This is a genomic window from Sphingopyxis sp. FD7, assembly GCF_003609835.1.
In the GTDB taxonomy this organism is placed as follows: Bacteria; Pseudomonadota; Alphaproteobacteria; order Sphingomonadales; family Sphingomonadaceae; genus Sphingopyxis.
The window spans coordinates 1670538-1691123 of record NZ_AP017898.1; the positions used below are offsets into that span (position 1 = coordinate 1670538).

Sequence of the window (20586 nt, forward strand, 5' to 3'; positions counted from 1 at the left end):
GGGGAATCATGATCCGCAAACCCGTTCTTGCCGCGCTCCTGCTGTCGCTTTCGACCGCTCCCGTCGCCGCGCAGTCGCCCGAAATGCAGGCCGCGACCACGACCGCATTCGAACAGCGCGCGGCGCAGCTCGTCGCGCTCCTCAACGGCGAAATCGCCTTTGCCGACTATTTCGACCCGACCTTCCAGGCGGCGATCCCCGAGGCGCAGTTCAAGGCGATGACCGCCAACCTGATCGCCCAATATGGCCAGCCGTTTGCGGTTGAAAAGGCGACTTCCAGCGACGGCCGCTCGGGATCGCTGTCGCTGCGGTTCGAAAAAGGCGTCGCGGCGGTGCTGCTCGACGTCGGCGCGGGTGCCGACACGCGGGTGATCGGCCTGCGCCTGACCGGCTTTGAAATGGCGAACGACAGCCTCGACAAGGTGACCGCGGAAATCGCCACACTCCCCGGAATGACTGGCTTCCTTGTCGCCGAACTCGACGGTGACGGCATCCGCCCGCTCGCCTCGACAAATGCCGACCAGCAATTCGCCGTCGGTTCGACGTTCAAGCTCTATATCCTCGACGAACTGGCGGCACAGGTCGCGGCGGGCGAACGCCAATGGTCTGACGTCGTGCCGCTGTCGCACCCCAGCTTTTCGTCGGCGGGCACCGCAAACTGGCCAAAGGATACGCCGGTGACGCTGCAAAGCCTCGCCAACTGGATGATTTCGGTCAGCGACAACAGCGCGACCGATACGCTGATCCACCTGCTCGGCCGCGACAGGATCGAAGCGCGGATGCGCGCCGCGGGGCACAGTGCGCCGTCGCGCAACATTCCCTTCCTCACCACGGTCGAAGCCTTCGCGCTCAAGGGCAATAATTTTGCAGCCGAACGCGCGGCCTTCGTTGCGGGCGACGATGCGGCGCAGCGCCGGCTGCTCGACGCCAATCGCGACCGGCTCACCCTCGCCAATGTCGACGGCGTCAGCTTTGCCGGCGTGCCGCGCTTTATCGACAGCCTCGAATGGTTCGCCAGCCCCAATGACGTCGCCAGGGTGATGATCGACCTGCGCAAGCGGCAGTCGCCGGAAGCGATGGCGACGATGGCGATCAATCCCGGCGTGAACCCCGGCGCGGTCAGGGACTGGTCGTGGCTCGGCTACAAGGGAGGGTCCGAACTCGGGGTGATTTCGATGAGCCTGCTGGGGCGGCGCAAATCGGACGGCAAATGGTTCGTCGTCACGGCGAGCTGGAACAATCCCGACGCGCCGGTCGCCACCGAAACGCTGGTCGGGCTGGTCACGCGGCTGCTTGCACTCGCTGCGAGATAGGCGTCAGGCGGTCAACGCCGCGACGAGCGCCTTGACCTTCGCCTGCCGCCATTGCGGCGTCGGCGCGACGAGCCAGTAACCGCGCTTGACCTCTACCGGCTCACCCACCTGCCGCACGCGGCCCGCGGCAATGTCGGCCTCGGCCAGCATCGCGGGAACATTGGCATGGCCGAGGCCGTTCGCCGCGGCATCGATCGCGAGTCCCGCGTCGCCCAGCCGCAGCGCCGGCTCGCCGTCGGCGACCGGACAGCCGGGCCAGGCGATGCGCGTATCGCTGCCCGCGCCAGGCCCCGCGACGGTGACCATCAGCGGCTCCGACAGCGCCACGCCCTCATGCTCGCCCGCGCTGTCGGTCCAGAAGATCGCGAGGTCGAGGTTCGCTTCGGTGAAATCGATCCCCGTATCGGCCGAAACGAGCGTAAAGCGCACGTCGGGCGCCTGCTGGCTGTAGCGGGCAAGCCGCGGCGCGAGCCATTTGGCGGTCAGGTCGCGCGGCGCGGCGATCGTCAGCGATTGCGACGACTGCCCCGCCTGCATCGCGCGCACCGATTCCTCGAACTGCAAAAAGCCCTGCCGCAGCGCATCGAGCCCCGCCTGCGCCTCGCCCGTCAGCTCCAGCCCCTTGGGCGTGCGGCGGAACAGCACGACGCCCAGCATATCCTCGAGCGCGCGAATCTGTTGCCCCACCGCCGCGGGCGTCACCGCCAGCTCGTCGGCGGCGCGCGTGAAGCTCAGATGCCGGGCCGCGGCGTCGAAGACGCGGAGCGCGTTGAGGGGCAGGTGCGTGCGCTTCATAAGGCCGTCGCGGGCGCCACGAGCGGGAAGTGCGGGATCGCGACGAGCATCTGCGACCCGTCGCTCATTTCCATCGTATAGCTGCCGACCATCGACCCTTCGGGGGTCGGCAACGGGCAGCCCGATACATAGTCATAGGCGCCGCCCGCGCCGATCAACGGCTGTTCGCCGACGACACCCTCACCCTCGACCTCGCTCACCTGGCCGCGCGCGTCGCTGATCCGCCAGTGGCGCGAGAGCAGCTGCACCGCGCTGTCGCCGTGATTTTCGACGCGCACATGATAGGCCCAGAACCAGCGGCCGAGCGCCGGGTGCGATTGTTCGGGCAGATAGCTTACCGCCACGCGCACGGTCACGGGTCCGGTGGTCGCGGAGAAGGGGAAGAAGGAGTCGATCATCGCGGCGCCAGATTCCCCTAAAGCCCGACCCTGGTCAATGCCTGGTCCAGATCGGCGATGATGTCGCGCGGGTCTTCCAGCCCGATGTTGATGCGCAGCATTCCCTCGACCACCCCCATGTCGGCGCGCGCCTCGGCGCTGACGCCATAGTGGGTGGTCGACGCGGGGTGGCAGCAAAGGCTGCGTGAATCGCCGATATTGTTGGATATATCGACGAGTTCGAGCGCGTTGAGCAGCGCCATCGCCTGTTCGCGCCCGTCGAGGATGAAGGAGAAGATCGGCCCGCAATCGTCCATCTGGCTTTTCGCCAGATCATGCTGCGGATGGCTCGCGAGGCCCGGATGCAGGATGCGCGGCACGCGGCTCTCGACGAACTTGCCGACGGCAAGCGCATTTTCCGACTGGCGCCGCGCGCGCAGAGCGAGCGTCTCCAGCCCTTTCAGCACGACCCACGCATTGAAGGGCGACAGATTCGGCCCGGTGTTGCGCTGGAACGGCAGCAGCACCTCGTTGATGAACTTTTCGCTCCCGCACACCGCCCCCGCGAGCACGCGCCCCTGCCCCTCCATCAGCTTGGTCGCCGAATAGGCGACGACGTCGGCGCCGAAATCCATCGGCCGCTGGAGCGCGCTCGTCGCAAAGGCGTTGTCGACGACGGTGGTGATGCCATGCGCCTTCGCCAGCGCGCACACATGCCGCATGTCGACAATGTCCATCGTCGGATTGGCGGGGGTTTCAAAGAAGAATACCTTGGTGTTCGCCTTGATCGCGCGTTCCCACGCATCATTGTCGCGGCCATCGACGACCGTCGTCTCGATGCCGAAGCGCGGGCAGAGATGGTCGATCAGCCAGCGGCACGACCCGAACGCCGCCTTGGCCGCGACGATATGGTCGCCCGCCGACAATTGGCAGAGCAGCGCGGTGGTCATCGCCGCCATGCCGGTCGCCTGCGTCCGGCACGCCTCGGCGCCCTCCATCAGCGCGATGCGTTCTTCCAGCATCGCCACGGTCGGGTTCTGGAGCCGCGAATAGGTCATGCCCTGCGCCTCGCCGGCAAAGCGCGCGGCGACCTCCTCGGCGCTGTCATAGGTATAGCCCGAGGTCAGGAAGAGCGCCTCCGACGTCTCGCCATGTTCGCTGCGCCAGGTGCCGCCGCGCACCGCCTGCGTCGCGGGATGCCAGCTCTTCGTCTTGCTGCGGTCCAGACCCGTCGTTTTCTTCATCTGCCCTATCCGTTCAAAGCCGTCACAACCGCATCGCCCAATGCCGCCGTGCCCATCGTTCCGCCCAGATCGGCGCCGCGGCAGCCGTCGGCGAGCACGCGCGCCACCGCCGCCTCGATCCGCGCCGCATGGGCCTCGTCGTCCGCCGAATGGCGCAGCAGCATCGCGAGCGACAGGATCATCGCCAGCGGATTGGCGACGCCCTTGCCCGCGATGTCGGGGGCGCTGCCGTGGATCGGCTCGTACAGCCCCCGCGTGCCGTCGCCCAGCGACGCCGAGGCGAGCAGCCCGATCGAGCCCACGCACATCGATGCCTGATCCGAAAGAATGTCGCCGAACAGATTGCCGGTGACGACGACGTCGAACTGCCCCGGATTGCGCACCAGCTGCATCGCGGCATTGTCGACATACATATGGGTCAACGCCACGTCGGGATAGTCGGCGGCCACCCCGACCATCACGTCGCGCCACAGCTGCGAGGTTTCGAGGACATTCGCCTTGTCGACCGAGCAGAGCCGTCCTTTACGTCCCTGCGCCGCCTTGAACGCGACATGCGCGATGCGCCGCACCTCGCTTTCGCTGTACGACATGACGTCATAGCCTTCGCGCTCGCCACGGGCCGTCGTGCGCGTGCCTTTCTCGCCGAAATAGACGTCGCCATTGAGTTCACGGACGATCAGCAGGTCGATGGCCGACGCGACTTCGGGGCGCAGCGCCGAACTGTCCTCCAACCCCGAAAACAGCCTTGCCGGGCGGAGGTTGGCGAACAGGCCCAGTTCGGACCGCAGCCCGAGGATCGCCTGTTCGGGGCGCAAATGCCGCTCGACATTGTCGAACCGCGGATCGCCGACCGCGCCGAACAAGATCGCATCGGCAGCCTTCGCTTTCGCCAGCGTTTCGGGCGGCAGCGGATGCCCTGTGGCTTCATACGCCGCGCCGCCGACGAGCGCGCGATCGAGTTCGACAGGCAGCGCAAGCGCAGCAACGACCTTCTCGGCCTCCGCCATGATCTCCGGACCGATACCGTCGCCAGCCAGCAGCAGGATTCTCAACGCTTCACCCTTTCGTGTCTCGCCCGCCGCTTAGACAGCGGCATCGGTTCACGCAACCGCCCTGCCCAGCCGGTCGATCAATCTTTGCCTCACGCCCGCCAAGGCACGATTGCGCCCGTCGAGCAGGTCGCGGTCGATGAAATAGCCGGTGAGCGACAGGAGATCGAGCGCGTCGGCCATGGAGGAACTGGCCGCCACGTTGGGCCTGCTTTCCAACCCGAACCCCAGTTCGGCGAGCAGCAGCAGCTCGTAACGGCCAAGCGCGAGCGCCCATTGCCGCGCCGAGGGTGCGACGCCAATCGCCTCCAGCACCGCCGACAACACCATATAAAGCGCAGGATAAGGCTGTTCTTCGGGTAAGGTGGCCGCGGTCAGGCTGGTCACCCAGTCGATCGCCGCCGCCGCCAGCGGTTCGCCGAGCAAGGGCGCGCGGCTTTCCAGCAGCTCGACGGTCGCGCCGCCAAGCTGCGCCTCGGTGCGCGAACGCAGTTCCAGCGCGACGCGATTGCCGGGCACCAGGATCGGCCGCAGCCGCCGCGACCGCCCGCCGCGGACATAGCCCGCGACCAGCCCCGCCTCGTGCGTCAGCGCGCGCAGGATCGCGCCATGCTCGCCATGCGCGCGCACCGCGCAGACGATGGCATCGGCGCTCAGGCTGGCCAAAGCACCAGCTGCGTCTGCGTCACCAGCGCGACGTCGGCGCCTTCTTCGGTGCGGATGCGCGTCTGCCACACCGACAGGCGCTTGCCGATCTTTACCGGGGTTGCTTCACCGACCAGCACCGCGCCCACCGGCCCGCCGCCGAGAAAACTGGTTTTGCTCTCGATCGTCGTCGTGCCGCTCGCGCCATCGGGCAGCGACAGGAAGGCGCCGACCGCACCCAGGCAATCGGCAAAGGCCATGATCGCGCCGCCGTGGACGATATTTCCCGCAGTGCAGATTTCGGGGCGCACAGGGAGCTTGCCCGCGACGCGATCCTTGCTGCCCTCGTCGATCGTCACGCCGAGCGTGCCCGCAAGCGGCATGGTGGCGGCGAAATCCATATATATTCTCCTATTCCGTCAACCCGGCGAAGGCCGGGGTCTCGCCGTTGCATCCGGGCGACAAGGTGAGATCCCGGCCTTCGCCGGGATGACGAACGATCGCATAACTACCCCCCCGGATTGTAGAAATCATACACCGCCTGCGCCACCGCGGCGCTCACCCCCGGCGCCTTCTGCAAATCCTCCAGACTTGCCCCCTTGATCGCGCGCGCGGTGCCGAAGTGCATGAGCAGCGCCTTCTTGCGCGCCGGGCCGATGCCGGGAACCTCGTCGAGCGGCGACGATCCCATCGCCTTCGCCCGCTTCGCACGGTGCGCGCCGATCGCAAAGCGGTGCGCCTCGTCGCGCAGCCGCTGGATATAGAAAAGCACCGCATTGTTCGTCGGCAGCGTGAATTCGCGCCCGTCGGGCAAATAGAAGGTCTCGCGCCCGGCATTGCGGTCGGGCCCCTTGGCGACGCCGACATAGGGAATATCGTCGATCCCCAGCTCGGCGAGCACCGCGCCCGCCGCCGACACCTGCCCCTTGCCGCCGTCGATCAGCACCAGGTCGGGCCATTCGCCCTTCGTCCGCTCGGGATCCTCCTCGATCGCGCGCGCGAAGCGGCGCTGGAACACCTCGCGCATCATCGCGAAATCGTCGCCCGGCTGCGTCTCGGCGCGCTTGATGTTGAACTTGCGATAGGCACCCTTGATCCAGCCTTCCGGCCCCGCGACGACCATCGCGCCGAGCGCATTTGTCCCCTGGATATGGCTGTTGTCATAGATTTCGATCCGCTGCGGCGGCGCATCGAGGTCGAAAAGGTCGGCGAGTTCGCGGCCGAGCTTCGCCTGACTGCTGCTTTCGGCAAGCCGGCGGTCAAGCTCCTCGCCCGCGTTGCGCACCGCCTGTTCGAGCAGCCGCTTGCGGTTGCCACGCTGCGGCACGCTGATCTCGACCTTGCGCCCCGCCGTCTCGCCCAGCGCCTCGGCGAGCAGCGCACTCTCGCCAGGGTCGCGGTCGACGAGGATCAGCTTCGGCGGCGGCACGCCTTCGTAAAATTGCATCAGGAAGCTCGCCATCACCTCCGTCTCGGGCACGCCGGCTACATGCGCGGGGAAAAAGCTGCGGTGCCCCCAATTCTGGCCGCCGCGGATGAAGAAGCCCGCGATGCAAAGCTGCCCGCCCTTCGCCGCGAGCGCGAACACGTCGGCGTCGCCCAGCCCGTCAGCGTGGACCGACTGGCTGCCCTGGATGAAGGTCAGCGCCTTCAGCCGGTCGCGCAGCACCGCCGCCTGCTCGAAATCCATCGCATCGGCGGCTTTCGTCATGGCTTCGCCCAAGCGCTTCTGCACGGCGGTCGACCGCCCTTCGAGGAAGTCCTGCGCGTCGCTCACCAACGCGGCATAATCCTCCCTGGAAATGCGGTCGACGCACGGCGCCGAACAGCGGCGGATCTGATAGAGCAGGCACGGGCGCGAGCGGTTGGCAAAGAAGCTGTCGGTGCAGCTGCGCAAGAGGAAGGTCTTTTGCAGCGCGTTGAGCGTGCGCGCGACCGACCCCGCGCTCGCGAAGGGGCCATAATAGCGCCCCTTGGCGCGCCGCGCGCCGCGATGCTTCTGCACGCGCGGAAAATCATGGTCGGTGCGCAGCAGGATGAAGGGAAAGCTCTTGTCGTCGCGCAGCAGCACATTGTACGGCGGGCGGTATCGCTTGATGAGCTGCGCTTCGAGCAACAACGCCTCGGCCTCGCTCGTCGTCGTGACGATCTCCATCGCGCGCGTCTGCGCGACCATGCGCTGCAACCGCTGCGGCAGCCGCGCGACCTGCGTATAGTTGGTCACGCGATTCCTGAGCGCGCGCGCCTTTCCCACATAGAGCACATCGCCGCGCGCATCGAGCATCCGGTATACGCCCGGACGCGCGGGCAGCTTGCGCACCACGCTGCGGATCGCCTCGGCCCCGCGTTCGAGGTCGGGCTTGTCGCCCCCATCGCCGCCGCCGCGGACGACATAGGTGGCCTTCTCTTCGTTGAATCGGTCGGGAGCGTTGGGGCGAACCATGATTTTGCATGTAGGCGAAGGCGATGCGAGCCGCCATAGTGTGCGCGGTAAAAGCTATGGGAGGGGTCGCATGGATTTACGTGGAAAACTCGCGCTGGTCACCGGCGGCAGCGCCGGCATCGGGCGCGAAATCGCGCTGCAATTGCAAGCCGCGGGCGCCGATGTGATCATCACCGGCCGCGCGCCCGACAAGCTGCAAGCGATGGCCGCGCTCGGCTTCGGAACGATCGCAGGCGACCTGTCGACAGCCGACGGGATCGACGCGGTGGTGCAGGGCGTCGCCGACAGGCCGCTCGCGCTGCTCGTCAACAACGCGGGGGTCGGCAGCGATTACGATCTCGACCGGCCCGAAACGCTGGACAGCGCGGCGCATTGCATCCGCACCAATCTCGACGCCCCTATCGCGCTCTGCACGCGCCTGCTCCCCCTGCTCCGCGCGCAGGACGAAGCGGCGATCGTCAATGTGACGTCGGGCCTCGCCATCGCGCCGCGCGCGGGCGGCGCGATCTATTGCGCGACGAAGGCGGGGCTGCGCAGCTATACGCAGGCCATCCGTCACCTGCTCAAGAACAGCAATGTCCGCGTGATCGAGGCGCTGCCGCCCGTCGTCGACACCAATATGACCGCCGCGCGGGGTGGCAGGAAGATGAGCGCCCACGCCTGCGCCGCCGAAATCGTCCACGGCATCCGTACCGGAAAAAGCGAGGTCAATGTCGGCATGGTGAAGATGCTGCAGCTCGTCAACAGCATTTCACCCGCGCTGGCGCGGCGGATCATGATCCGGTTTTGACGGGCTGTGCGCGCGATTCGGTTGGCGCATGGCTATGGAAATACTCAAAGGTCAGGAAAGGTCAGCCTTGTGCGGCCGCCAGTCTGCCGCTTCGGCCGGACTTGCGGCACCAGACTCCGCCGCACGTCGACAGGGCGGGCGATGACAGGGTTTATCCACATGTTGAAACAGCTGAAACGAAAGCTGGCACAGCCGGGCCATGAGGACAGCTTTTTGTGGCGGATGGCGGTTTTGGGGTGGGGAGTGGACGTTCGCCTTATTGTTGTACCCCGGCGAAAGCCGGGGTCCAGGGCGCCCAGGAGCGGACGTTGGCTCATCCCGCTCTGGACCCCGGCTTTCGCCGGGGTACGGCAACGATCGGTCGCTTCCAGCCATAGCACCCCGGCGAAATCGCCCACGGCAAAACGCCCGCGGAAATCCGCGGGCGCCTTGTTCTCAGCCATGCCGGAACGATCAACCCTTGGCGACGCTCGCGATTGCCTGGTCGACCAGCGCCTTGTCGGCGGCGGCGTCATGTTTGTCGGCGATCAGCTTCGCCGCGGCTTCGGTCGCCGCCTTCGCGGCGGCGGTGCGGACTTCGGCGAGCGCATTGGCTTCGGCGGCGGCGATCCGTTCCTCGGCTATCTGCTTGCGGCGCGCGATCAGCGCGGTCGCGTCGGCCTTCGCCTTGGCGACGAGCGCCTCGGCCTCGGCATCGGCGCGGGCGCGCATCTCCTCGGCTTCCTTTGCCGCGTCGGCGAGCTTCGCTTCATATTCGGCCTTGAGCGATTCGGCGTCGAGGCGCAGCTGTTCGGCTTCGTTCAGCTGCCTGGAAATCTCGGCGATCCGCTTGTCGAGCATCGCCGCGATCGCGCCGGGCACGCCCTTCCAGACCAGGATGCCCAGGAACACGAGCATCGCGATCGAGACCCACACGGTCGCGTTGAGGCCGAACGCCGTCGGTTCGGCCGCGCCTTCGGCGAGGATCAGCGTCAAATCAGTCATTTCAGAACCGCCTTCACCGCCGCCTTGGCGTCCGCCGCGGCAATTTTCACGCCCGACAGCTTGGCGACGAGGTCACCCGCCGCTTCGGCCGCCACGGCTTCGATCTCGGCCATCGCCGAGCCGCGCGCCGCCGCGACATCGGCCTCAGCCGCTGCCAGCCTGGCAGCGAGTTCGGCGTCGATCTTGGCCAGACGCTTCTCGGCGTCCTTCGCGGCCTTGTCCCTGGCTTCAGCCACCGCTTTCTGCGCGGCGGCGCGACTTGCCTCGCCTTGCTGGCGATAGCTCTCCTCCAGCGCATCGGCGGCGGCATGCGCCGCTTTCGCGGCCGCCAGATCGTCGGCGACCTTGCGGTCGCGTGCGTCCACCGTCGCTTCGATCCTGGGCAGCATGCCGCGGCCGATCACGACATAAATGCCGACAAACACGACCAGCAGCCAGAACAGCTGCGAAGCAAGATACCAATTGTCAGCGGTGAGCTGGGCTATCTGGGGCATGAAAGGCGAACCTTGAAATCTTGGAAAGCTGCTGTCGGCGACGCCGACCCTTAAGGACCGGCATCACCGATCGCCCTGAATCAGACGACGAAGAGCAGGATCATTGCCACGACGAACGCCAGCAGGCCGAGAAGCTCGGCAGCGGCGAAGCCGATGAACAGGCGGCCCTGCTGGCCGTCGGCCGCAGCCGGGTTGCGCAGCGCGCTTTCGAGGAAGCTGCCGAACACATTACCCACGCCGATGGCGGCCATGCCGGCGCCAATCGCCGCGAGACCGGCACCGATCAGCTTTGCTGCTTCTGCGTCCATTATCGTAACTCCTTGGTGTAAACGTTTGTTATAAACGGGATTAGTGAAGGTTGACCGCGTCGTTGATATAAAGCGAGGTCAACAGGGCGAAAACATAGGCCTGGATACCGGCGACCAGCAGCTCGAGCGCGCTGATGCCGATCATCAGCGTGAAGCTGAGCACCGACACGATCGAACCGAGCCACAAGGTTTCGGCGTTGAAGCCGTTGATGACAAAGCCCGACAGCACCTTGAGCAGCACATGGCCCGCGGTCATCGCGACGAAAAGGCGCAGGCCGAGGCTGAACGGGCGGACCATGAACGACACGAACTCGATCGGCGCGATGATCGGGATCATCGGCAGCGGCGTGCCGTGCGGCACGAAGAGCGAGAAGAAATGGAGGCCATGGCGCCAGAAGCCGACGACGAGGACGATCGCGAAGCTGATCAGCGCGAGGACGCCGGTAATCGCGATATGGCTGGTGACGGTGAAGGGGTGCAGCCCCAGCACGCCCAGCGGCAACATGCCGAGCAGGTTGCAGAAGAGGATGAACATGAAGAGCGAAAAGACATAGGGCGTATATTTGCGGCCTTCGCTGCCGATGTTCGCCATCATCATGCTGGAGATGAAGCCGGTGAAGCCTTCCACCGCGGCCTGCCAGCGGCCGGGGACGAGCTGACGACGCATCCCGCCCCACATGAACAGGCCGAGCGCGATCGCGGCGACCACCATCCACAGCGCGCTGTTGGTGAACAGAACCTCCTGCCCGGCGAGGTTGAAACCGCCGCCGAGCGGGGTCACCTCGAACTGGTGCATCGGGTCGATCTTGCCGGATTCCGCCGCCACTCTTCACTCCACGCGCAATGCGGGGCGGCGCATCCGGCCGTCCCGCCAATAATATCCTTTGCGTCCCGCTATTTGCGGGGCGCTGTTGTCAGGCGGATGATGTTGCGGAACGCCACGACGATCCCCATCAACAACATGCCCAACAGCCCCCAGGGTTCGGTGCCTGCGACCCGGTCGATCAGCCAGCCGAACAGACCGCCGCCGATCAATCCGCCCAGCAGTTCGGCCAGCACCCGGTTGCCGAGCCGGTAATTGGCATCGGATTCCGGTCCGGCGTTCACTGCGGTCCGTTTTGCCTCTGCGGCTTCGGCCCGGTCCAATCGCTCTTCGAGCGAGACCAGGCGCGAATCCTCCGAGCCAAGTTCCGGATCGCTGCCCTTGCCCGTCATTCCCTCGCCATCCTTCTGAAACGAAACCGGAAAGCCCCGATTCCGCCTGCGAAAAAAGGCCCGAAAAATCGGGGCACCCCTAAGGCGCGGTCCGTTTAGGAATGACGCCCGATGAAGTCAATGCTTGTGCTTGCGCCCGCAAAAATGCCGCCGCGTTTAGGGGCGCGGCGGCATCTGGAGGCCCCGCAGGACCCCGTTATGCGTCATATGGCTTACGGACAGCGCGCATCGCGCTCGGGCGGGCTCGCATCGCGCGTTTTCCACGCCCCGCCGGGGGTCAGATATTTCTCGCCCGGCTTCGTGCTCGCGATCAGGTTGCATCCGCTGGTGAAGGCGAACTGCTCGACGGTGCTGCCCGTCGCCTGGGCGCGCTCGGTATAGGCGGCCTTGCGCTTGATGTTGATGTCCTGCACCAGCGCGCGGATCGCCGGGGTCGGCGCGGTGACGAAACCCAGATAGCCGTCGGGCTGTTCGCCGATCTGCCCCGCAGCGCGCGCGGCGGCATAGGCCGGGTCGCGCTGCGCCATCGCCGACGGCACGGCGAGCGCAACCGCCGCCGTCGCGGCAATAGCCGCCAGCGCCAGCCCGGTCGGTGTTTCCATTTTCAAACGCATCATATGCTTCCCTGTCATCAGAATATCTCGCTATTCTGCTCGATGAGCTTTTTGGCATCGCCATCAAGCCTGTACACCACTTCCTGACGGATATTGATATTCAGGTTGATTTCGATCGGCTTGTCGGGCGTTTCGATCTGAACGCAGCCCGTCAGCGCGGGGATCGCGATCATTATCGCCAGACAGCGCGCCGTGATAGCCAGCCTCCTTGCTCCGATGTTGGACGTCGTCATTGCACAGGCTCGCTTTCTGGGGGCTGAACGGGGGTGGCGGCGCCGCGCGCGGCGGCCTCGGCGTCCTGCTGCGCGCGCATCAGCGCCGGCAGATTCTGTTCGATCAGCAGCGACGGGTCGTAAAAGCCCTTCGCCGAGGTAAGCAGCTGGCGGAACGGCGCGGTGATCTTCACGTTGAAGACGAGCGGCAGCTTCGCAATCTGATTGGTCAGAAAATTGCGCGTCGCACCCTCGCCCTGCCCCACGCCGCCAAAGCGGATATCGGTCACCATTTCGCCGTCGAGATCCCCGTTCAGAATGATCGTCAGATCGTCATATTTCAGGCTGCGCAGCGCGCCAAAGGCAAAATTGGCCATCACGCCAAGGTTGCGGTTCGACAGTTCGCCGACATAGGCGAGCGTGCCGCCGCCCTCGCGCGAATCGATCCGCCCGCCGACGATCCGTCCGCCCAGCCCGTCGAACTCGACCGGCAGCGTGCCGTCGAACTTGCCCGTTGCGTTGATATTCTCGAACCCGAAGCTCTGGAGAAACACCGCCGCATCGACCCCCACAACGTCGAAGGTCATCCGCCGCGGCTGGTCGGCGGCAAAGTTCAGCGTCGTGGGATGGAGCAGCAGCTCGCCGCCCGCAAAGGGCCAGCGCCCGCCTTCGATCCGCACGCGATTGTCGCCGAGCAGCCGATACTCGATCTCGCCCTCGCGCACCGGAATGCCGGGGTTGACCTCGTCGATCCGCGCAATCTGCCCCGGCGCCGAGCGCAGGCCGATCAGGTCGTCGAAGCGGAGCGTCGCGGTCAGGCCGGTTACCGGACCAAAAGCGGCGGCAAGGTCGGTGCCGGCGGTCGCGAAGGTGCCGTTGCTGGTGACGCCCGCGGCGTCCCATTCGATCCGGCCGTCGCCGACGACCGATCCCCGCACATTGGCGACGACACCCTTGGCGAGATAGGTGAGCTGGTCGGGCTGGAAGGCATCGTCGAAGCGCAATTCGCGCACCTTCAGATCGGCCGCGCCTTTGCCGTCGGCGAAGCGGTGGCGGATGACGGTGTCGAGGATGTTCGTTCCCGTCGTCCGCTCGGCAAAGCCCGCAGTCGCCTCGATCGCGCCATCGGCGAAGCGCAGCACGGCATCGCGGCTGACGAGCGGATAGAAGCGCGCGTCGGGCGCCGCACCGTCGGTGAGCGTGAGGCCGCCCTCCAATGTCAGCGCGCCATCCGCCCAGCGCCACGCGCCTGCGATTTCGCTCATGTCGAGGGGAACCGCGCCGATCTTGCCCGCTGCTCCGACGAGCTCGCCCGCCATGCCCCGGCCCGCCGCGCGTCCGGTGAGCCGCTCGGCGCCGAAGCGCGTCACGCTCTCGCCCTCGCCCAGCCGGACGTCGGCGCCCGACAGCGACCAGCGCAGCGTCGCCAGGTCGATGCTCGCGGGACCGCTTGCGATTCGCAGCGGCGAGTCGCCGCTAGTTCCGGCGAGCGCAATGCGCGGCACGCGAATCGCACCGCGCAGGCCGCCCGGCCCGACGCTGAACAGCGGCGTGCCTGCACGGCTGCACAGGTTGAGCGCACTCCGGGCGAGCCGGACGCCGCCGACCTCGATCCGGTCGCCGCCGACGCGGTGGCATCCCCCGTCGAGCGCGAGCGTACCGGTCGGACTCAGCACCCCGGCGAGCGGAACACGCAGCCCTTCGACCCGCCCATCGCCCAGCGGCCCCGACAGCAGAGCCGCGGTGGCAAAGCGCAACCTGCCGCCGGGGCCGCCCGAAAAACGCACGGGATCGAGCGCGAGTCGGCTGGCGCGCGCTTCATAGGCAGCGAATCGCGCCTCACCGCGCAGCGTTCCATCGGCGCGCCGGTCGAGGCGGAGCGTCGCCGCGGGCAGGTCGCCGCCACCCAGACGCCATTCGCCCGCCGCCAGCCACGTCGGCCGTTCCGCGCCGTAAAGATAGCCGATGCGACTCTCGGCGCTGCCGGTGAAGCGCGCACCGCTTGCGCTCGTCAGGCGCGGCGCGATCAGGTCGACGCGCGCCAACGGCCCCTCGCCCGCGAGCTGGAAAGCGGCGGCGCCGTTCGCGCTCGCCAGCGCGCGCGCAATGGCCGCCGCCGCTTTTGTCGCGAGCGGGCCCAGCGGCGTCGCTTCGATCCCCCGCGCGCGGTCGACGATCGCGCGTCGCGCCGCCGCACTCAGGCTGGCGCGCGCAAAATCTATCGTCCCGTCAAACCGCGGCGCCGCGCTGCCGACGCTGCCCGCCGCCGCCAGTCGCACCGTATCGGCGGTGAAATCGGCGCCGTGCAGCCGCGCCATTGCCGCATCAAGTTCGATTCTGGTTTGCGCCGCGCCGCCATCGAAGCGCGCGAGCACGCCGAGGCGGTCGGCGCGCAGCGACGCGGCGACAAGCGACGCGATGCGCGCGTCGGCGCTGCCGCGCCACTGGCGCAGATCCTCCGACAGTGTGAGGTCGACGGCGACTTCGGGGGACGCGGCTCGCACCGCGCCATTATCGCAAGCCAGCGATTGCCCGCGCAGCGGCCCCGCCAGCGCGGGGCGCACCCCGCGCACGCGCAGATCGCCGTAAAAGCTGACCCCGCGCGCGCTACACCCTTCGACCGCCAGCTCGGGGGCGAAGAGCGCAAGCTTGCCCGCAAAATTGTCGCGCAAATTGCCCGAACCGTTGAGCGCGGCGCCGACATCGCCCCACGGCGTCTCGACGCGCGCGCGGGCATCGCGCAGCATCACCGCCAGATCGGGCAAGGCAAAGGGATCGGTGCTTTCAGGATCGCGGAACCTGTCGAGCGCGCCGAACGACAGGCGACCATCGACGAAACGGCCATAGAGGCGCACGCCTTCGGCGCGGATTTCCGATACAAAGGGGCCGGTGAAGCCATAGCCGAGCAAGACCTCGACCTTTTTGGCAGTCAGGTCAGGCCGCGCAGGGTCGCCGATGACGATGTTCGACAGTCGTTCGCTGCGAAAGCCGATCGCGTCGATGCGATATTGCGCGGGCACGCCGCGGCTTTCGAGCTGGCCGCGAATGAACTCGTCGGCGATCGGCTCGCGCGCCAGCCATGTCCCCGCCACCAGCGCGGCGACCGCACCCGCGGTCATCCAGCGCTTCCGGAAGAGCAGTTTTCGGGGACGCCATCCCCGCCCTATCGCGCCGCCGTCCTCGGTCACGCCGTCGCTCTCAAAAAATCGGGCGCTTGCCGGATCGAAAAGGCGTCGAATGCCGTCATGGCGTGCGAAACATCGTCCCTCGGCCCCAGCCTGTGCAGGACACCAACGCTGGAAATCGCGTTTCGCTCCAGCAAATTGGTCCGCTTTGCCATGCTTCCGTCCTATTGCCGTTGAGCGTACCGAACAAGGCGGTTATTCCGGGCGCCATGGGGGACAGGGACACACCCGACCATCTGGGCCACCGCGGCCGGTTGCGCAGCCGTTTGCTCGACGATCCCGACGGGCTCGCCGATTACGAGCTGGTCGAATATCTCCTCGCGCTCGCGGTGCCGCGCCGCGACACCAAGCCGCTTGCCAAGGCGCTGCTCCGTGAATTCGGTTCGCTGGCGCAGCTCGTCAGCGCCGACCCCGAATCGCTGCGCCGCGTCGACGGGCTGGGCGACACCGGCATCGCCGCGCTGAAAATCGTCCAGGCCGCCAGCCTGCGTTTGCTCAAAGGCGAGTTTCGCGACAAGCCGCTGCTTTCCAGCTGGGATGCGCTGCTCGACTGGCTGCGCGCCGACATGGGGCCGATCGACGTCGAGCGCGTGCGCGTCCTGTATCTCAACGCACGCAACATGCTGATCCGCGACGAACTGGCGAGCGAAGGATCGGTCGACCAGTCAGCCATCTATGTCCGCGAGGTGATCCGACGCGCGCTCGAGCTCGGCGCCTCGGCGATCATCATCGTTCATAACCATCCCAGCGGCAGCCCCGAACCGAGCCGACAGGACATTGCGATCACGCGCGAGATCGCCGAGGCGGGAACGCGGCTCGGCATCGTGCTGCACGACCATATCATCGTCGCCGGATCGGACTATCGCAGCTTCCGCGCCCTGGGGCTGTTGTAACCGCGGCAATCCCCTTCGATCCGTGGCACGAAACAAGGCAGCCGCCGGATCGCTCCGGCGGCTGCTCCTTGCTCTGCGCGGGCGACAACCCGCGCGAGGGGATTAATTACCGCGCGACAGGAAGGCGGTCAGCTCCGCCTTGTTCACCCCTCCCGACTTGTCGCTGTCGGCGGCGGCATAGGCCTGTCCGATCCACGCCTTCACTTCGGCCGATTCGGAATTGACGCTCGGGTCGGTCGCGGCGCGCAGCTTTTTCATCCACGCTGCGAACTCGGTATCGCTCAACTCGCCATTGCCGTCGCCGTCATAGGTCGGGAACTCCTGATCGACGATCCGGGCGACCTGCGCGGGAGTCGCCGCCGTCCCCGACGGCGCGGGCTCGCTCGCGGCCGACGGCGCCGAGGCATCGGGTGCCGGGGCCGGGCTGGTCGTATCGGGCACCGGTGCGGGGGTCGTCGGCTCCATGCTCGTCGACGGGTTGGCGGGATCGCTGGCCGGCGGGGTCGCCTGCGCGAACGCCGGAACGGCGACAGCGGCGGCACCGATCAAAAGCAGTTGTTTCAGCACAATCATTCTCCTCTGCGGCGACGTTGAACGGTTTGCGACCTGTCGCCTTGATGATGGGGGCACCCAAGCAACCCACCGCATTTCGCCAGGTTGCGGCGTCGCGGCATTTGGCGAAACGCCCCGTCCCTGCTAGGGGGCGCCCCGTCGCGGCTCCGCCGGGATTTTGCGACAAGGCGCCCGATAAGGAAGGAAATTCAATGGTTCCGCGTTATGCACGGCCGGAAATGACGGCGATCTGGTCGGCCGAGAATCGCTTTTCCATCTGGTTCGAGATTGAAGCGCATGCGACCGACGCGCTCGCCGAACTGGGCATTGTTCCGCAATCGGCGGCGAAGGCGCTGTGGGACTGGTGGGCGACGCGGCCCGTCATCGACGTCGCCGCAATCGACGCGATCGAAGCGGTGACCAAGCATGACGTGATCGCCTTCCTCACCTGGGTCGCCGAAAATGTCGGCGACGAAGCGCGCTTCATGCACCAGGGGATGACGTCGAGCGACGTGCTCGACACCTGCCTTGCGGTGCAACTGGCGCAGGCCGCCGACATATTGCTCGCGGACCTCGACGCCCTGCTCGCCGCGATCAAACGCCGCGCTTTCGAGCACAAGTTCACGCCGACGATCGGGCGCAGCCACGGCATCCACGCCGAACCCGTCACCTTCGGACTGAAAATGGCCGAAGCCTATGCCGAGTTTTCGCGCTGCAAGGCACGGCTCCAGGCGGCGCGCGCCGAAATCGCGACCTGCGCCATTTCGGGTGCGGTCGGCACCTTCGCGAATATCGACCCGCGCGTCGAGGCGCATGTCGCGGCCAAGCTCGGCCTTGCGGTCGAGCCCGTCTCGACGCAGGTGATCCCGCGCGACCGTCACGCGATGTTCTTTGCGACGCTCGGCGTCATCGCCTCGTCGATCGAGCGGCTGGCGGTCGAGGTCCGCCACCTTCAGCGCACCGAAGTGCTGGAGGCCGAGGAGTATTTCTCGCCGGGGCAGAAGGGGTCGTCGGCGATGCCGCACAAGCGCAACCCCGTGCTGACTGAAAATCTGACCGGCCTCGCCCGCATGGTGCGCAGCGCCGCCATTCCCGCGATGGAGAATGTCGCGCTGTGGCACGAGCGCGACATCAGCCATTCGTCGGTCGAGCGCTTCATCGGCCCCGACGCGACGATCACGCTCGACTTCGCGCTGGCGCGGCTCACCGGCGTGATCGACAAGCTGCTCGTCTATCCGGCGCGGATGCAGAAGAATCTCGACCGCATGGGCGGGCTGGTCCATTCGCAGCGCGTCCTGCTCGCGCTGACGCAGGCGGGCGCCAGCCGCGAGGATAGCTATGCGCTCGTCCAGCGCAACGCGATGAAAGTATGGGAAAGCGACGGCCAGCTGTCGCTGCTCGAACTGCTCAAGGCCGACGCCGACGTCACCGCGCGCCTGTCGGCCGATCAGCTTACGGAACTTTTCGACCTCGACTATCATATGAAGCATGTGGACACGATCTTCGACCGGGTGTTCGGCGCGGCCTAGCGACAGGCTGGAATCGCCGGGCAATCTGTCATACTGTCCACGCCGGGCCGACAGAGGGAGCAAGACGACGTGGGCATCCTGCGAACGATCATCTGGGTGGTGCTGACCGCGGTTCTGGTCATCTTTGCGATGGCGAACTGGCAGGTCGTCACCGTCACCATCTGGCCGGGCTGGGAGGCCGAGACCAAGCTTCCCGTCGTCATCCTCGCCGCCTTTCTGATCGGCGCGCTGCCCATGTGGATCGCGCTGCGCACGACGCGCTGGTCGCTGAAGCGCCGCCTCGACGCCAGCGAGCGGCAGGCCGCCGACCTGCGCGCGCTCGCGCATCGCCCCGTCGAACCGACTCCCGCTCCCGCGCCCGTCAACGACGCGCCCCCTGCCCCCACGGACCTTTTCGCCCCGGACAAGCCATGACGTCGCCCATTTATCTCGCCATCGACACCCCGCATCTCGACGCCGCGCTGACGCTCGCGCAAAAGGTCCGGCACCATGTTGGCGGGTTGAAGCTGGGGCTCGAGTTTTTCTGCGCCAACGGCCATCATGGCGTGCACGAAATGGCCAGGCTCGGCTTGCCGATCTTCCTCGATCTGAAGCTTCACGATATTCCGAACACGGTGGCAAAGGCGATCCAGGCGCTGCGCCCGCTCGAACCCGCGATCCTGACCGTTCACGCCGCGGGCGGCCGTGCGATGCTGGAGGAGGCAAAGGCGGTTGCGGGCAAGAACACCAGGGTGATCGCCGTCACCGTGCTCACCAGCCTCGACGCGCCCGACCTTGACGACATCGGCGTCGCGGGCACCCCGCACGACCAGGTCGTCCGCCTCGCCGCGCTCGCGCGCGAAGCCGGGCTCGACGGCATCGTCTGCTCGGGACAGGAAGTGAAATCGGCGCGCAAGGCGTGGCCCGGCGGCTTCTTCGTCGTCCCCGGCGTGCGCCCCGCGAACGGCCGGACCGGCGATCAGAAACGCATCGTCACGCCCGCGCAGGCGATGTCCGACGGCGCTTCGATCCTCGTCGTCGGCCGCCCGATCAGCCAGTCGCCCGATCCCGACCTTGCCGCGCGCGAGATCGAAGCGACGCTCTGATCTACTCGTCTAAATAGCCATCGTCATTGCGAGGAGCCAAAGGCGACGAAGCAATCTCCAGCTAACGAGATTGCGCTACGCTAATAGCTGGAGATTGCTTCGCTCCGCTCGCAATGACGTCAAATGAGACCAACCATGCCCCCACTCGTCAAAATCTGCGGTATCTCGACGCCCGAAGGTGTAGACGCCGCCATCCGCCTCGGCGCGACGCACATCGGTCTTGTCCATTACGAGCCGAGCCAGCGGCACGTCGACCTCAGGACCGCGGCCGAACTTCGCAAGCGCGCAGGGTCGCACGTCAAGGTCGCGTTGCTGCTCGTCAACGCCTCGCAGAAGCTGACCGGCGAGGCGCTCGGCATGGTGCGCCCCGACATCGTCCAGTTTCATGGCAGCGAGACACCCGAATGGCTCGCGGTCGTCAAGAGGCTCGTCCCTGCCGAAATCTGGAAGGCGATCGGGCTGAAGGATGCCGGCACGCTCACCCGGATGCAGAAATATCACGGGATCGCCGACCGCATTTTGTTCGATGCGCCCGCCGCCGCGCTGCCCGGCGGGACGGGCACGCGCTTCGACTGGTCGCTCCTCAAAAATCACCGGCATACAATGGACTGGGGTATCGCCGGCGGGCTGACCCCCGACAATGTCGCAGAGGCGATCGCCGCAACGGGCGCGCCGCTCGTCGATGTCTCGTCGGGCGTCGAAAGCGCGCCGGGCGTCAAGGATATGGACAAGATCGCCGCTTTCCTTAAAGCGGTCGGCCGATGACCACGCTGCGACCCCTCGTCCTGCGCATCGGGAAACGATGGCGCTGATCGCTTGAGACCTGCTCTTCAAGTGAATGCCCACCCGTAACCGATGG

The 20586-nt window shown here is 66.8% G+C and carries 25 protein-coding genes; 7 read left to right on the forward strand and 18 right to left on the reverse strand.

The features are described 5' to 3' along the window. The first annotated feature begins 8 nt into the window (after positions 1–8). Complete coding sequence (locus tag SPYCA_RS07815; RefSeq protein ID WP_120222209.1) at positions 9–1313, forward strand: serine hydrolase; 1305 nt, start codon at positions 9–11, stop codon at positions 1311–1313. 3 nt (positions 1314–1316) lie between these two features. Here SPYCA_RS07815 and SPYCA_RS07820 read toward each other — a convergent pair whose 3' ends face one another. From SPYCA_RS07820 to uvrC, 7 genes are all read right to left on the reverse strand, one after another. Then, the gene (locus SPYCA_RS07820; protein ID WP_120219680.1) at positions 1317–2108 is read right to left on the reverse strand and encodes a LysR family transcriptional regulator; all 792 of its coding nucleotides are present in this window, start codon (positions 2106–2108) and stop codon (positions 1317–1319) included. Then, positions 2105–2506: a Co2+/Mg2+ efflux protein ApaG gene (gene apaG / locus SPYCA_RS07825; protein WP_120219681.1), complete on the reverse strand. Its 402-nt coding sequence runs from the start codon at positions 2504–2506 to the stop codon at positions 2105–2107. Before apaG ends, SPYCA_RS07820 begins: the two co-directional genes overlap by 4 nt. A 17-nt stretch (positions 2507–2523) precedes the next feature. Next, on the reverse strand, positions 2524–3729 hold the full coding sequence (locus SPYCA_RS07830; protein ID WP_120219682.1) for a trans-sulfuration enzyme family protein: 1206 nt from the start codon (positions 3727–3729) through the stop codon (positions 2524–2526). Positions 3730–3734: 5 nt separating this feature from the next. Next, on the reverse strand, positions 3735–4781 hold the full coding sequence (gene leuB / locus SPYCA_RS07835) for a 3-isopropylmalate dehydrogenase (protein ID WP_120219683.1): 1047 nt from the start codon (positions 4779–4781) through the stop codon (positions 3735–3737). Between the two features lie 48 nt (positions 4782–4829). Continuing rightward, entirely contained in the window at positions 4830–5444 is a 615-nt protein-coding gene (gene recO / locus SPYCA_RS07840) for a DNA repair protein RecO (RefSeq protein ID WP_120219684.1), read from the reverse strand. Further along, positions 5432–5824, reverse strand: coding sequence for a PaaI family thioesterase (locus SPYCA_RS07845; protein ID WP_120219685.1), 393 nt, complete (start codon positions 5822–5824; stop codon positions 5432–5434). Before SPYCA_RS07845 ends, recO begins: the two co-directional genes overlap by 13 nt. A gap of 107 nt (positions 5825–5931) precedes the next feature. Continuing rightward, the gene (gene uvrC / locus SPYCA_RS07850; protein WP_120219686.1) at positions 5932–7866 is read right to left on the reverse strand and encodes an excinuclease ABC subunit UvrC; all 1935 of its coding nucleotides are present in this window, start codon (positions 7864–7866) and stop codon (positions 5932–5934) included. A gap of 70 nt (positions 7867–7936) precedes the next feature. On the opposite strand from uvrC, the gene SPYCA_RS07855 reads away from it, so the two are divergent. Continuing rightward, a complete protein-coding gene (locus tag SPYCA_RS07855; RefSeq protein WP_120219687.1) occupies positions 7937–8656 on the forward strand; it encodes an SDR family oxidoreductase in 720 nt (239 codons plus the stop codon). Between the two features lie 44 nt (positions 8657–8700). On the opposite strand, the gene SPYCA_RS19005 is transcribed toward SPYCA_RS07855, so the two are convergent. The 10 genes from SPYCA_RS19005 to SPYCA_RS19245 form a co-directional block, all read right to left on the reverse strand. Further along, positions 8701–9099, reverse strand: coding sequence for a hypothetical protein (locus tag SPYCA_RS19005; RefSeq protein WP_146625105.1), 399 nt, complete (start codon positions 9097–9099; stop codon positions 8701–8703). Positions 9100–9109: 10 nt separating this feature from the next. Next, positions 9110–9640 carry a F0F1 ATP synthase subunit B family protein gene (locus SPYCA_RS07860; protein WP_120219688.1) on the reverse strand — a complete coding sequence of 177 codons (531 nt, stop codon included), beginning with the start codon at positions 9638–9640 and terminating at the stop codon, positions 9110–9112. After that, positions 9637–10134, reverse strand: coding sequence for a F0F1 ATP synthase subunit B family protein (locus tag SPYCA_RS07865; RefSeq protein ID WP_120219689.1), 498 nt, complete (start codon positions 10132–10134; stop codon positions 9637–9639). The genes SPYCA_RS07860 and SPYCA_RS07865 overlap by 4 nt, the downstream gene beginning before the upstream one ends. A gap of 80 nt (positions 10135–10214) precedes the next feature. Then, the gene (locus SPYCA_RS07870) at positions 10215–10442 is read right to left on the reverse strand and encodes a F0F1 ATP synthase subunit C (protein ID WP_003044110.1); all 228 of its coding nucleotides are present in this window, start codon (positions 10440–10442) and stop codon (positions 10215–10217) included. Between the two features lie 40 nt (positions 10443–10482). After that, positions 10483–11268, reverse strand: coding sequence for a F0F1 ATP synthase subunit A (locus tag SPYCA_RS07875; RefSeq protein WP_120219690.1), 786 nt, complete (start codon positions 11266–11268; stop codon positions 10483–10485). 68 nt (positions 11269–11336) lie between these two features. Further along, positions 11337–11657 carry an AtpZ/AtpI family protein gene (locus SPYCA_RS07880; RefSeq protein ID WP_120219691.1) on the reverse strand — a complete coding sequence of 107 codons (321 nt, stop codon included), beginning with the start codon at positions 11655–11657 and terminating at the stop codon, positions 11337–11339. 212 nt (positions 11658–11869) lie between these two features. Beyond that, positions 11870–12274, reverse strand: a complete 405-nt coding sequence (locus SPYCA_RS07885) for a YdbL family protein (RefSeq protein ID WP_120222210.1) — start codon at positions 12272–12274, stop codon at positions 11870–11872. A gap of 14 nt (positions 12275–12288) precedes the next feature. Further along, complete coding sequence (locus SPYCA_RS07890) at positions 12289–12504, reverse strand: YnbE family lipoprotein (RefSeq protein WP_232003588.1); 216 nt, start codon at positions 12502–12504, stop codon at positions 12289–12291. Further along, entirely contained in the window at positions 12501–15602 is a 3102-nt protein-coding gene (locus SPYCA_RS07895; RefSeq protein ID WP_232003589.1) for a YdbH domain-containing protein, read from the reverse strand. Before SPYCA_RS07895 ends, SPYCA_RS07890 begins: the two co-directional genes overlap by 4 nt. 65 nt (positions 15603–15667) lie before the next feature. Beyond that, positions 15668–15823 (reverse strand): hypothetical protein, encoded by a 156-nt coding sequence (locus tag SPYCA_RS19245; RefSeq protein ID WP_172595005.1) that lies wholly within the window; start codon positions 15821–15823, stop codon positions 15668–15670. Positions 15824–15877: 54 nt separating this feature from the next. Here SPYCA_RS19245 and radC point away from each other — a divergent pair, with 54 nt between their 5' ends. Next, positions 15878–16561 (forward strand): RadC family protein, encoded by a 684-nt coding sequence (gene radC / locus SPYCA_RS07900; protein WP_120219693.1) that lies wholly within the window; start codon positions 15878–15880, stop codon positions 16559–16561. Positions 16562–16663: 102 nt separating this feature from the next. Here the strand turns inward: radC and SPYCA_RS19700 are convergent, their stop codons facing one another. Then, positions 16664–17128, reverse strand: a complete 465-nt coding sequence (locus tag SPYCA_RS19700) for a calcium-binding protein (protein ID WP_120222212.1) — start codon at positions 17126–17128, stop codon at positions 16664–16666. A 197-nt stretch (positions 17129–17325) separates the two neighbouring features. Between SPYCA_RS19700 and purB the strand changes: the two genes are divergently transcribed. From purB to SPYCA_RS07925, 4 genes are all read left to right on the forward strand, one after another. After that, on the forward strand, positions 17326–18642 hold the full coding sequence (purB, locus tag SPYCA_RS07910) for an adenylosuccinate lyase (RefSeq protein ID WP_120219694.1): 1317 nt from the start codon (positions 17326–17328) through the stop codon (positions 18640–18642). A gap of 69 nt (positions 18643–18711) precedes the next feature. Beyond that, positions 18712–19056 carry a LapA family protein gene (locus SPYCA_RS07915; RefSeq protein ID WP_120219695.1) on the forward strand — a complete coding sequence of 115 codons (345 nt, stop codon included), beginning with the start codon at positions 18712–18714 and terminating at the stop codon, positions 19054–19056. Continuing rightward, on the forward strand, positions 19053–19727 hold the full coding sequence (gene pyrF, locus SPYCA_RS07920; RefSeq protein WP_120219696.1) for an orotidine-5'-phosphate decarboxylase: 675 nt from the start codon (positions 19053–19055) through the stop codon (positions 19725–19727). The genes SPYCA_RS07915 and pyrF overlap by 4 nt, the downstream gene beginning before the upstream one ends. Before the next feature lie 135 nt (positions 19728–19862). Further along, positions 19863–20492 carry a phosphoribosylanthranilate isomerase gene (locus tag SPYCA_RS07925; RefSeq protein WP_172595006.1) on the forward strand — a complete coding sequence of 210 codons (630 nt, stop codon included), beginning with the start codon at positions 19863–19865 and terminating at the stop codon, positions 20490–20492. The last annotated feature ends 94 nt before the right edge of the window (positions 20493–20586 follow it).